At 61.6% G+C, this 12,701-nt stretch carries 9 protein-coding genes; 2 read left to right on the top strand and 7 right to left on the bottom strand.

Going from position 1 to position 12,701, the window contains the following annotated elements; all coding sequences use genetic code 11:
* The first annotated feature begins 197 nt into the window (after positions 1–197).
* Complete coding sequence (locus AB8A23_RS02685; protein ID WP_068732722.1) at positions 198–875, top strand: response regulator; 678 nt, start codon at positions 198–200, stop codon at positions 873–875.
* Positions 876–880: 5 nt separating this feature from the next.
* On the opposite strand, the gene AB8A23_RS02680 is transcribed toward AB8A23_RS02685, so the two are convergent.
* From AB8A23_RS02680 to AB8A23_RS02650, 7 genes are all read right to left on the bottom strand, one after another.
* Positions 881–4,399, bottom strand: coding sequence for a NahK/ErcS family hybrid sensor histidine kinase/response regulator (locus AB8A23_RS02680; protein ID WP_439056959.1), 3,519 nt, complete (start codon positions 4,397–4,399; stop codon positions 881–883).
* A gap of 113 nt (positions 4,400–4,512) precedes the next feature.
* Positions 4,513–4,842 carry a GlpM family protein gene (locus AB8A23_RS02675; RefSeq protein WP_068732644.1) on the bottom strand — a complete coding sequence of 110 codons (330 nt, stop codon included), beginning with the start codon at positions 4,840–4,842 and terminating at the stop codon, positions 4,513–4,515.
* Between the two features lie 131 nt (positions 4,843–4,973).
* Positions 4,974–6,203, bottom strand: coding sequence for a 5-aminolevulinate synthase (gene hemA, locus AB8A23_RS02670; RefSeq protein WP_089266846.1), 1,230 nt, complete (start codon positions 6,201–6,203; stop codon positions 4,974–4,976).
* Positions 6,204–6,365: 162 nt separating this feature from the next.
* Entirely contained in the window at positions 6,366–7,430 is a 1,065-nt protein-coding gene (locus tag AB8A23_RS02665) for an MBL fold metallo-hydrolase (RefSeq protein WP_439056960.1), read from the bottom strand.
* Positions 7,431–7,517: 87 nt separating this feature from the next.
* Complete coding sequence (gene bioB / locus AB8A23_RS02660; protein ID WP_439056961.1) at positions 7,518–8,570, bottom strand: biotin synthase BioB; 1,053 nt, start codon at positions 8,568–8,570, stop codon at positions 7,518–7,520.
* 119 nt (positions 8,571–8,689) lie between these two features.
* Complete coding sequence (locus AB8A23_RS02655) at positions 8,690–10,834, bottom strand: methyl-accepting chemotaxis protein (RefSeq protein ID WP_439056962.1); 2,145 nt, start codon at positions 10,832–10,834, stop codon at positions 8,690–8,692.
* A gap of 190 nt (positions 10,835–11,024) precedes the next feature.
* Positions 11,025–11,756 (bottom strand): outer membrane protein, encoded by a 732-nt coding sequence (locus AB8A23_RS02650; RefSeq protein ID WP_120288178.1) that lies wholly within the window; start codon positions 11,754–11,756, stop codon positions 11,025–11,027.
* Positions 11,757–12,214: 458 nt separating this feature from the next.
* Here AB8A23_RS02650 and AB8A23_RS02645 point away from each other — a divergent pair, with 458 nt between their 5' ends.
* On the top strand, positions 12,215–12,571 hold the full coding sequence (locus tag AB8A23_RS02645; RefSeq protein ID WP_439056963.1) for a hypothetical protein: 357 nt from the start codon (positions 12,215–12,217) through the stop codon (positions 12,569–12,571).
* Positions 12,572–12,701 lie beyond the last annotated feature (130 nt).

The raw sequence follows: 12,701 nt of genomic DNA, 5'->3' as shown, positions 1-12,701 counted from the left end.
CGAAAACGTCCTTCCGCCCGTGCGCGTGCATATGAAATATTGCGCCGCACAATCGCCCGCGTTCACCAATTTACCGCGTGGCAGCATTGGACGCTTGCAAGACGTTGTCGCGCGGGGGACACTTGTGGCGAAATGCGCTTTTGCGCGTCGTCTCAACGCGGTCGCTGGTTCGCCGCAAGATTTTTGCATGGATTTTGATGACCGTTATCGCTCCCTCGCGCCTCATTATTGCCGACGATCATCCGTTGTTCCGCGGTGCATTGCGGCAGGCGGTCAGCAGTGTGCTGCCGACGACCACGGTCGATGAAGCTGGTACATTCGAGGATCTGACCAAACTGCTGGAACAGGATTCCGACGTCGATCTGATCCTGCTCGATCTGTCGATGCCGGGGATATCAGGTTTCTCGGGACTGATTTACCTCCGGGCACAGTATCCCGCGATTCCGGTGGTTATCGTCTCCGCCAGCGATGACGTCGGTACGATCCGCCAATCGCTGGACTTTGGCGCGTCAGGCTTCATTCCAAAGCGCTTCGGGGTCGATACGCTGCGCGACGCCATCGTGCGCGTGATGGATGGCGACGTCTGGGTTCCACCGGACGTCGACATGTCCGCAGCGGCCGATCCGGAAATGAGCAAACTGCGCGATCGGTTGGTGACGCTGACGCCGCAGCAGGTCCGCGTGCTGATGATGCTGTCGCAGGGTCTGCTCAACAAGCAGATCGCCTATGAGCTTGGCGTGTCAGAAGCGACCATCAAGGCGCATGTCTCGGCGATTCTGCAGAAGCTCGGTGTCGAGAGCCGCACGCAGGCTGTCATCGCCGCGGCGAAGATCGCCGGCGGCCAGTGGCGCCAGGGCGAGCAGACGCCGCAATAATCGGACTATTCCGCCGCGATCATCTGCTGCGTGCGCCATTGCCCGAGCAGAGCGCGCAGCGACGCCGGTTTGACCGGTTTGTTCAACACCGCGATCTTGTCCTGGCGCGCGGCGGACTGCACATGCGGGCTGCGGTCGGCGGTGATCAGGATGGCCGGGATCTCCTTGCCGAAACGGTTGCGGATTTCCCGGATCGCGGCGACGCCGTTGCCGCGGTCGAGATGGTAATCGACCAGCAGGCCGGTGAGGCGGCGGCCCGAGCCCTGGATTTCGGCAATCGCATTCATCGCGGCTTCCGGATCCGCGACTGCGACGACCTCGGCTCCCCAGGCCTGCAGCAGCGTCTTCATGCCATCGAGAATCGCCATGTCGTTCTCGATACAGACAACGAGCGTGCCCGACATCGGTGACTTCGACAGCGGCGTCGCGCTGGTGACCGCGGTGGTGTGATTGATCGCCTTGGCCACCGGCACCGTCACCGAGAAGAACGAGCCGCCGCTGCGATTGGAGTCCAGCGCGATGCCGTGATTGAGCACATGCGCGAGGCGCTTGACGATCGACAGGCCCAGCCCGAGGCCACGCGCGATCCGCGCACCCTGTTCGAGCCGGTGAAATTCCTTGAAAATCTCGCCGCGCTTGAGGATCGGAATGCCGACGCCGGTATCGTAGATGCCAATCTGCAAGGCCTTGCCGCGGCGCCGGCAGCCGACCAGCACGCTGCCATGCGGCGTGTATTTGATCGCGTTCGAGATCAGGTTCTGCAGAAGACGGCGCAGCATCAGGCGATCGGATTCGACGGGCAGTGAGCACGGCACGAATGTGAGCTTGACGCCGCGGGCGTGCGCGATCGGCGCATATTCGATCTCGAGCGAGCGCATCAGGTCGCCGATGCGGAAACTCGAAATCGCAGGGCTCATGGCGCCGGCATCGAGGCGCGAGATGTCGAGCAGCGCGCCGAGGATTTCCTCGATGGCCTCCAGCGAGTCGTCGATATTCTCGACCAGCCGGGCATCCTCGCCGCCGCTCTTTCGTTCGACCAGGCTGGTGACATAGAGCCGTGCGGCGTTGAGCGGCTGCAGAATGTCGTGGCTGGCGGCGGCCAGAAAGCGAGTCTTTGAGATGTTGGCGTCTTCCGCAGTGCTCTTGGCGAGCGCCAGTTCAGAATTCAGTCGCGTCAGTTCCTCGGTGCGGTCGCGGACGCGTTTTTCCAGCGTGGCATTGGCGCGCTCCAGCGCTTCTGCTGCCTCGAAGCTGGGCGTGACGTCGGAGAAGGTGAGCACGAGCCCGCCATCGGGCATCTTGTTGGTACGTACTTCGATGACGATCTGGCGGTCCTGAAGACGTTCAAGATAGGGCTCGCCCTCGGTGGTGTAGGCAGCCAGCCGCGCCTGCGTCAGCGTTTCGTTGTCGCCGTAAGGCGATGCGCTCTGGATGCCGATGAATTCCAGAATCTCCCGCAGCGGAATGCCGATCTGCACGATCTGCGGCGGGAGGCCGAGCAGTTCGCCGAACTGCCGGTTGGAGACGATCAGCTGCAGATCGGGGTTGAAGACGGCGATGCCCTGGCGGACGTGATTGAGCGCAGTCTGCAGGATCTCGCGATTGAAATGCAGCGCCGCATGCGAATCGTCGAGCAGCTTCAGCGCCGCCTTGGCCGACACCGTGCGCTTGCGCAGCAGCAGCGACATCACCACCCGGGACGAGGCTGCGCCGATCGATGACGCGATCAGATATTCTGCATGCTGCAGCAGTTCGAAATCCGCAGGTGCGGCCGGATCGAGATCGACACGGCGACGCGTGGCGAAAGCATCGAAGGATTCGCGCGCGCGGTCCGGGCCGAGATATTGGGTCACGGTGCTGAGGATATCCTGCACCGTGACTGTGGTCCGCCAGCGCCGGAATGCCGGTGTGATCGGCGCCAGCGTATTCGGCACGAAGACATCGGCCTGCAGCCGTTCGATCGACGACGGCGCCCGCATCAGCGACAGCACGATATAGGTCAGGATATTGAGCGACAGGCTCCAGAGTGTGCCGTGCAGCAGCGGCGGCAATTCAGTGCCGAGCAGATCCTGCGGCCGCAACGCCTCGATGCCGAACGGGCCGTGCTGCAGGAACAGGACGCCTGCGGTGCTGCCTTCAAGGAAGCTCGGGATGAACAGCGTATAGGCCCACACGAAGAAGCCGACCACCATGCCGCCCATGGCGCCGCGGGCGGTCGCGCGCCGCCAGATCAGCCCGCCAAAGAAAGCTGGAGCTAGTTGCGCAATGGCGGCAAATGACAGCAGGCCGATGGCGGCCAGTTGCGTATTGCCGAGTGCGCGGAAATAAAAATAGGCCATCACCATGATGGCGAAGATCGAAAACCGTCTTGCCTTGAGCAGGAAGTTGCCGAAGTCGGTCTGCTCATTCTGAGTCTGTGGCCCGCGCCGCAAGACCAGTGGCAACACGATATCGTTGGACACCATAATGGCCAGCGCAACGCATTCGACGATCACCATCGCGGTGGCAGCCGACAAGCCGCCGATGAACACAGCCATGCTGAGCGCGCTGGAGCCGGCCTCGATCGGCAGCGCCAGTACATACATGTCGCTGTCGACGGCGCCGAACGGAAAGGTCACGAGGCCCGCCAGGGCGATCGGAATGACGAACAGGTTGATGGCGATTAGATAGGTGGGAAACAGCCAGCGCGCGCGGCTCACTTCGGAGTCGCTGGAATTCTCGACGACGCTGACGTGGAACTGCCGGGGCAGCAACATGATGGCGCAGAACGACAGCAGCACCATCGTGAGGAAATTGCCGAACGACGGCACATAGTTGATGGCGCGCATCGCCTCCGGTGTCTTCATCGCGCGCTCGACCAGCTCGGAGGGGCCGAACATCCAGAATGTCACGAAGGCGCCGGCGATGATGAACACCACCAGCTTGACGATGGATTCGGTAGCCACGGCGAGCATCAGGCCGTGCTGATGCTCGGTCGCGTTGGTCTGCCTTGTGCCGAACAGGACAGCGAACATCGCCATGGCAAGAGTCACGACCAGCGCCATATCGCCGACGATGGGAACGCCGGCAATGGCCTTGTCCTCGCCGAGGATCGTTTCCAGCGACGATGCGACGGCTTTCAGCTGCAGCGCAATGTACGGAACCGAGCCGATGATGGCGATCACGGCGACGGTGGCGGCGACGGCCTGGCTCTTGCCGTAACGTGCGGCGATAAAGTCGGCGATCGAGGTGATGTTCTGGGTCTTGGCGAGATGGATTACACGCCGCAGCACGGGCGAGAAGAAGGCAAAGAACAGGATCGGGCCGACATAGATCGCGAGGAAATCCACGCTGGTCCGGCTGGCCACGCCGACCGAGCCGAAGAACGTCCATGACGTGCAATAGATCGCCAGCGACAGCGGATAGATGACGGCCTTGGCGCGGCCGCTCTGGAACAGCGCGATCCGGTCGCCATAGCTGGCGACGCAAAACAGAAATCCGATGTAGCAGAGGGCGGCAACAATCACGCCCCAGTCGTGCAGCATCGTGCGTGCTCCCTTTGGCGGGCGCAAGCCCGTCCGTCAGGCGAAAATCTAGCCGGTTGCGCCGGTGCAGGCGACAGGGATTTGGCCGGACGCCGGGGAATGCCGGATTGTCGTTAAATCCAGCGCGGGCCGAAAAAGGCGATCAGGATAATGAACAGCCACGCGGTCACGCCGGCCAGCAGAGCGAGGCGGTAATCGAACGTGCCGACCGTGAGATAGCAGATGCCGAGAAAAGCGAGATAGGCCGGAATGGTCTTCGCGCCGGCCATGCAGGCTTCCCGGAAGCCTGCGCTGTCGCCTTTTGCGCCGACGATGAGGAGCGCAATGATCGCAAAGGTCGGAAACAACGGCAGAATGCCGGGCAGCGTGTTGCCCCGTTTGGACAACCAGGCAATCAGGGCGGTGAGCAGTCCGCCGAGAATACCTTTCCAGATGATGTCCATAATGGTGACTCGTTTGAGGCGGGCGCCGTTCTCTCCGCGTCATTGCGAGGAGCATAGCGACGAAGCAATCCAGTCTTCGCTTCGGGCCTCTGGATTGCTTCGCTGCGCTCGCAATGACGGCCGTGAGAGGATTACTCCGCTGCCAGCGCCTTGGTGCGCAGTGGCAGGCCGAGTTCATCCCACACCTGCAGCAGCGATTCCGCGAGGTGATCGATCAGCACGTCGTCGTGATAGGGCGACGGCGTGATGCGGAGGCGCTCGGCGCCCTTGGCGACGGTCGGGTAGTTGATAGGCTGGATGTAGATGCCGTGATCTTCGAGCAGCAGATCGCAGGCCTTCTTGCAAAGTTCGGCATCGCCGACGAACACCGGCACGATATGGGTGTCGGTGGACATCACCGGAATGCCGGCCGCGGTGAGGATCGCCTTGACCCGCGCGGCGCGGTCCTGATGACGCTCACGCTCCCAGCTTGAGCTCTTCAGGTGTTTGATCGCTGCGGTCGCGGCCGAGCAGATCGCCGGCGGGAGCGCGGTGGTGAAGATAAAGCCCGGCGCATAGGAGCGCACGGCATCCACAATGTCCTTGTTTGCTGCGATATAGCCGCCGAGGCAGCCATAGGCCTTGGCCAGCGTGCCTTCCAGTACGTCGATGCGGTGCATCACGCCGTCGCGCTCGGCGATGCCGCCGCCGCGTGGGCCATACATGCCGACCGCATGGACTTCATCGACATAGGTCATCGCGCCGTAACGTTCGGCGAGATCGCAGATCGCAGCCAGCGGCGCGACGTCGCCATCCATCGAATACAGACTCTCGCAGGCGATCAGCTTCGGACGCGCGGGATCTGCAGCCTTTAGCAGTTCCTCGAGATGCGCGACGTCGTTGTGACGGAACACGACGCGGTCGCAGCCGGCCTGCCGGATGCCTTCGATCATCGAGTTATGATTCAGTGCGTCGGACAGGATCAGGCAATTCGGCATCAGCTTGGCGAGCGTGGAAATGCCGGTCTGGTTCGAGACATAGCCAGAGGTGAACAGCAGTGCGGCCTGCTTGCCGTGGAGGTCCGCGAGTTCTTCCTCGAGCTGCACCAGCGGATGATGGGTGCCTGCGATATTGCGGGTCCCGCCGGCACCGGTGCCGACGCGGGTCGCGGTCTCGACCATGGCGCCAACCACTTTGGGGTGCTGGCCCATGCCGAGATAATCGTTGGAGCACCAGATCACGACATTCCGCGGACCTTGCGGCGTGTGCCAGACCGCATGCGGGAACCGACCGGCAATGCGCTCGAGGTCGGCGAAGACACGATAGCGGCGCTCGTCATGCAAACGATTGAGCGCGTCACTGAAGAACTTGCTGTAATCCATCGCAAAAGACCCAAAAACGAAACCCGAACCCAGCGTCAGGTGCGTTTTAGAGCTTTTCCAGCTTGGCTGTCGAGGCGCAATTGGTCAATTTGACCAAGCGCCGCAGCTTTTGATGTGCATCAAGAGCCTGAGGTCGTTCACGAATTTTTGCTGCGCTGCAGGTTACGCCGATTTGAACCGCAGCATGCCATCGGCGCCCATTGTCGAGGTCAGCCGCTTCTGCGCCAGCATGTGATTGACGTGGGCGATCAATTCGCCGGCGGCAAATCCGGTCTGGTGGGCATCCAGCTTGTGCTTGTGAAACACCACCGGCACCAGTTCGGCCGAGGTCTTGCCGGTATCCTTGCATGCGGCGGCGATCATCTGGCAGCGCTCTTCGTGATGGTCTGCGAGCTGCTCGATGCGAATCTTGAGGCCATGAAACGGCACGCCGTGACCCGGGAGCACGAGCACGTCATCGGGCAGCGTATCGGCGAGGCGCTTCAGCGAATGCAGATAGGAGCCGAGCGAATTCTCGTCGGGCTCATGCGCCCAGACGCTGACATTGGGCGAGATCTTGCTGAGCACCTGATCAGCCGACAGGAACAGTTTGTCGGCCTCGCAATACAGCATCACCTGATCCGGCGAATGGCCGGCGCCGGTGAGCACGCGGAAGGTGCGCGTGCCGATCACGAGATCGTCGCCATCGGACAGCCGGCGATAGGCCGCCGGCAGCGGCACCGTCTTCTTCAGATACTCCTGGCCGCGGCCGAGCAATTGCTCGGTGATATCTGCATCCATGCCGTGGCGATGGAAGAACTGCCGCATATTGACGATGCGCTCTTCGGTGCGGCGGTGCTGGTGATAGACGCCCTGCAGATATTCGACTTGCGACATATAGAACGGGCAGTTGAACCGCTGCACCATCCAGCCGGCCTGGCCGACATGATCGGGATGCGCGTGGGTGACAATCACCTTGCTGATCGGCTTGCCCTTCAGCGGACCTTCGAACAGTTTCGTCCATGCAGCGATGGTGGCGTCATTGCCGATGCCGGTATCCACCATGGCCCAGCCGTCGCCGTCGGCGAGCAGATAGATGTTCACATGGTTGAGGCGAAACGGCAGGTCGAGCCGCATCCAGAGAACGCCCGGAGCAATTTCGACCACCTGATCGGTCCCGGGATGGTTCTCCCAGGGATAGCGGAGGTCATCGGCTGGCTTTGTGCTGGCGTCTGTTTTCGAATGCATCGGTTCTGTCACAATGTCCTTTTCATCCGGCTTAGCGGGCCAAGGACCCCTGCGCCAGCACAAATTCGGCTGGCGCAGGGCATGGGTTTATGCGCTGGCGCGCATATCGGCCTGTGCTGAAGCGGTAACCGGCGGAGTCGGCGTGCTCTTTCCGCTCACGTCGTCGAGCCGCGAGGTCATGCCCAGCCGGTCCAGCAGGTTGGCGTCGCGGTCGGTCTGGGGGTTCTTCGTGGTCAGCAGCACGTCGCCGATGAAGATGGAATTGGCGCCGGCGACGAAGCACAGTGCCTGCAATTCATCGGTCATATATTGCCGTCCGGCGGAAAGCCGCACCACGCTCTTCGGCATCATGATACGCGCCACGGCAATCATGCGGACCAGCGCGATCGGATCCGGGCGTTCGGCAGTGTCGTTGACCGGCACACCCTTCACCTCGTTCCACATATTGATCGGCACGCTGTCCGGATGATGCGGCAGGTTCGCCAGCAGCATCAGCATGCCCAGACGATCCTCGACCTGCTCGCCCATGCCGATGATACCGCCGCAGCAGACCTTGAGGCCCGCATGGCGCGCCCGCGCCAATGTCTCGATGCGATCTTCCATCGTGCGCGTGGTGATGATCTTGCCGTAGAATTCTGGCGAGGTATCGACATTGTGATTGTAGAAGTCGAGCCCGGCGTCCTGCAGGCGCTTGGCCTGATCTTCCGTGAGCATGCCCAGCGTCGCGCAGGTCTCGAGGCCGAGATCCTTCACCGCACTGACCATGTCGCAGACGCGGTCGAGATCCTTGTCCTTGGGATTGCGCCAGGCTGCGGCCATGCAGAAGCGGCTCGCACCGGCATCCTTTGCGCGCTGCGCCGTGGCAACCACGGCGTCGCGGTCCATTAGCTTGGTCGCCTTGACGTCAGTGTTGTAGTGCGCGCTTTGCGAGCAATAACCGCAATCTTCCGCGCAGCCGCCGGTCTTGATGCTGAGCAGGCTCGCGGTCTCGACGTGATTCGGATCGAAATTGCTGCGGTGGGTGCTCTGCGCCTGAAAAATCAGGTCTGCAAACGGCAAATCATAGAGTGCCTGGGCTTCATGGCGTTGCCAGTCGTGGCGCAGTTCGGTCGATGTCCATGCAGAGGGAGTTGGGGGCATTCACGCAATCCTTACATTCTGCGCAACCACCGATCATGGGCTGCTGTGAAAGCAGTCCATGATTTTGAGGGTTGGAGCAATGACGCTGGCCGGGTGCAGCCATGCGCTGGATTGTCGCCTTAGGCCGCGCGGATACTCGACAGGAATTCGTCGATTTCACCACGAAGAACGTCGGCCTCGCGGCGCAGTTCACCCGAGGCGCCGAGCACGTCGTTGGCAGCCGTGCCGGCCTGCGTCGATGCATCGCTGACACCGACGATGTTGCTCGACACTTCGCTGGTGCCGCCCGCGGCATGCTGGATGTTGCGCGCGATCTCGCGTGTTGCCGCACCTTGCTGTTCGACGGCGGTGGCGATGGCGGCACTCACATGATTGATCTCGGCGATGGTCTGCCCGATGTTGCGGATCGCTCCGACGGCGGTGGACGTGACCTGCTGCATCGAGACGATCTGCGTGCGAATCTCGTCGGTGGCCTTTGCGGTCTGATCGGCAAGGCTCTTCACTTCCGAAGCCACCACGGCGAAGCCCCGGCCTGCGTCGCCCGCGCGTGCCGCCTCGATGGTCGCGTTGAGCGCCAGGAGGTTGGTCTGCGACGCGATGGTCTGGATCAGATCGATCACCACACTGATGCGATTGGCGTTGTCGGCCAAGCCCTGCATCGTTACATCGGTTTCGCCGGCCTCGTTGACGGCCTTTGCGGCGATTTCGGTTGACGTGACGACCTGTCGGCTGATCTCGTTGATCGATGACGACAGTTGCTCGGTCCCGGCCGACACCGTCTGGACGTTCACCGAGGTTTCCTCTGCGGCCGACGCGACGGCGCTGACCAGCGCGCTGGAACGATCGGCCGTAGCCGTCATGCTCTGTGCGGTCGATTGCATGGAATCGGCCGAGCTCTGCAGCTTCTCCAAAGCGGTGCGCACCTTGCTCTCGAAGTCGACGATGCGGGCTTCGATGCGCGACGTGCGTTCGCCCTTGGCGATGCGGTCCCGATCCTGCTCCGCGCTGAGCGTGCGGGCGTTGATCATGCTGTCGCGGAACACTTCGAGCGTGCCTGCCATCGCCGCGATTTCGTCCTGCTGGCGGCTGCGGGCGATCTCGGTGTCGAGATCTCCGCTGGACAGCCGCTGCATCGCGCGCTGCAATTGCGCGAGCCGGCGCAGGATGCTGCGGCCGACATAGAGCCAGACGAACAATGCCGATCCGATCAGCGTCAGCGCGCCGAGGCCGAGCATCACCTGCGTCGCCAGCGTGATTGTCGTCTGTGCCTGTGTCGTGGCGGCATCGGTTTCGCTGCGTACCTTGTCGACCAGTTGCTTGACGCTCATGCCGAGGCCGACATTGAGCTTGCGCGTCTCGTCGAGAATGAGTTCGCCATATTCGACGGTGTCCATCTCTTTCTGGCGCACCTTGAAGACGCTGTTTTTGCCGTCGCCGATCGCCAGCAGCTGCAGGGCGGCTTCCTTGAGTTCTTTGGTCCCTTTGATGCCGACGAGGGCATCGAGATTCGATTTGACGCGAGCTTGTGCGGCCTTGAAGTTGTCTTCGATCGGAGAGAGCGCTTCGGACGAGCCGGCCGACAGTGCGGCCATCAGATCGGACGAGATCAGGTTGGTGCTGGCGACGACTTCGCCGACCTGCACGATGACTCGCGCGGCTTCGCCCGAATCTTCGGCCGAGAAAACTGTTGCCCGCAGCGTGTCGTTCATCACGTTCTGGGCGTCGGTGGCAGCTGGCTCCGACATCTTGACGAAGTTTGCCGCAGCGGCGCGCAGGGAGTCGTATTGCTTCTGATGCTGGGCGACGGCGTCGAGACGTTCCTGGGTGGCAGCGCCAAGGCTGCGAATCGTGTCTTCGATGTTCTTGACGGTATCGGCCAGGGCGGCGACCACGGCCTTGTCGGCGCCGAGCTTGGCGATGGTGTCGAGCTTCTCGACTGCAATCTTGTGCGTATCCCGCATGCGCTGCGAGCGTTCCTTCAGAACGTCGGGGCTGCTCGATGCCAGCAGCATCGGGCCCTGGCTGGCAAGGCTCTCGCTGGCGGTGGCCAGTTGAAGGCTGGCGGTCAGTTTCGGAATGTCCCGGCCGTTCAGGTCTGTCATCATGCCGCCGAGCTGACCGAGAATCATGCCGGCACCGGCACTGATCAGGATCGCCATGCCCGCGATAACAGCAAAGGCGGCGAACAGGCTGCCGCGGATGCCCCAACGGGGCCGCGAGAAACGAAACCGTCCGAATTTTCCGATGAACGACGTCAGTGCCATTGATTCCCCCCGCGTCCACCGTCCTGGTGGCGGATCGCGTAGAGAGTATGTAGGTACCGGGTTAATATTCGGGTAAATCGGCAACCTTTGGCTGTCGCGGGGCTTGCGAGGTTACCAAAGGGTAAAACGAAAAAGGCCGGCGTTTCCGCCGGCCTTTCCGTAGTTAAGAGCCTGAAATCAGGCGCGAAGCTCAGTACTTCGCAACAACCGGGCCACCCCAGTTGAAGCGGTAGTTCAGGCCAGCCTTGACGGTGTGCTCGTCGTTCTTGGACGACAGGCCGACGATGCCAGCAGGCGACGGAGCGGCGAAAGTGGTCTTGCCGAAGTCGTAGTACTGGTACTCAACCTTGCCCGACCAGTTCTGGGTGAACAGGTATTCGAGGCCGGCGCCGACGGTGTAACCGTCATGCTTGGTGCCGCCAGCGAAGGCAACCGGAACGCCACCAGCGGTGGTGACCAGCGATTCGCTGTAGTCGGAGTAAGCGTAGCCGCCCTTCACGTAGAGCAGTGCCGGACCCCAAGTGTAACCGATACGACCGGTAACCGAGCCGAGGCCCTTCTGGTTCAGGTTGTAGGTGACGCCAGCCGGAACGAAAGCGACGTTGGTGTTGTTCGAACCAACCCAGCTGTACTGACCTTCGATACCAACGACCCAGTTCGGAGCGAACTGGTAGTCAGCGCCGATCTGCAGACCGCCGAGGAAACGGCCGTCCGAATTGTCGGAGGTGCCGCCGAAGCCGTTCGAACCGTTGAACGCGCCGCCGACGTGACCGCCGATGTAGAAACCGGTCCAGTTGTAGATCGGAGCGGCAACGTAAGCCGGAGCCTTGGTGTAGGGACGAGCAGCCAGGTCAGCGGCCATTGCCGGAACCGAGGCGCCCAGGGCGATCAGGGCAACGGTGCCCATCAGGAAGTTCTTCATTTTCTTCTTCTCCAGAAAACCATTTTAGAGCGAGAGCGCGTTCGCTCCGTCTATGGCGTGGACTTAGACAGCTTTTGCGTAAAATGCTGTCACCCATTCGCCACAGCAATCGACAACCCGACACGATCTGGATTGGCGCAACGGCATGCTTATCGACGCCTTAATAAAAGCTGAAAGATGCCTTAATTTACAGAGGTTTGGCGGACCAGCGTACCTGTTCGCGCTAACCCGCAGCAGTTTGGTTTTGCTCTAGATCGATTTATTGTGATCGGCAAAACCGCAGCGCTTTATCTGCATCGGCTGCAACCCCCGCATCACGTTTGGAACGTCTCAAACCGCTGTGCGAATGCCGGCTGCGTGATGACGCCGACCGGTCTGTCATGGGAAACAAAAAACGCGCGACCCGTTAGATGTTTGCGTGGTGCCGGTCGGCGCCTCCGTGAATGGAATCGCGTTGCATGCAGGTTGAGCGGATTTTACGTGAATACGGCCACTTCCTTCGGCCGATGAGTGAGGCGCCACGCGACGGTCAGCGAATCCTTGGCCACTCTGCCCAGGGTGGTGCCCAAGGCGGCCACCTCATTTCCTGCTACTGGGAACTGCACCCTCAAGGTTTGATCGGGCCGAACTGGGTGGAGGAGCGCGATAGCCCCATCGGTTATATCGACCGCTATTTCGATGGCTGGATCAGGCCCCGCGAATTCAGGCTGCTTGATTCGGTCGCCATCAACCGGTTGCTCGTCGCTTACATCGACGATGCCCGCGCCGCAGATAACCGCGAGGCGCTCAAAATGCTTGAAGCAGGAGACGGTTAGAGCATGACCCCGAAAAGTGGATGCCGGTTTTCGCCGACAAACGAGTTCGTTTGTCGAGAGATCATGCTTCCAATCAAGAAAAATGCTTCGGCCGCTTTGGGAAGAGTCGATGGAAGATGACGGGAAATGG

Origin of the sequence: Tardiphaga sp. 619_E2_N8_4 (assembly GCF_051810905.1) — a bacterium.
In the GTDB taxonomy this organism is placed as follows: Bacteria; Pseudomonadota; Alphaproteobacteria; order Rhizobiales; family Xanthobacteraceae; genus Tardiphaga; species Tardiphaga robiniae.
The sequence above is the reverse complement of the archived record's forward strand: the minus strand, read 5'-3'. Positions and strand labels throughout refer to the sequence as shown.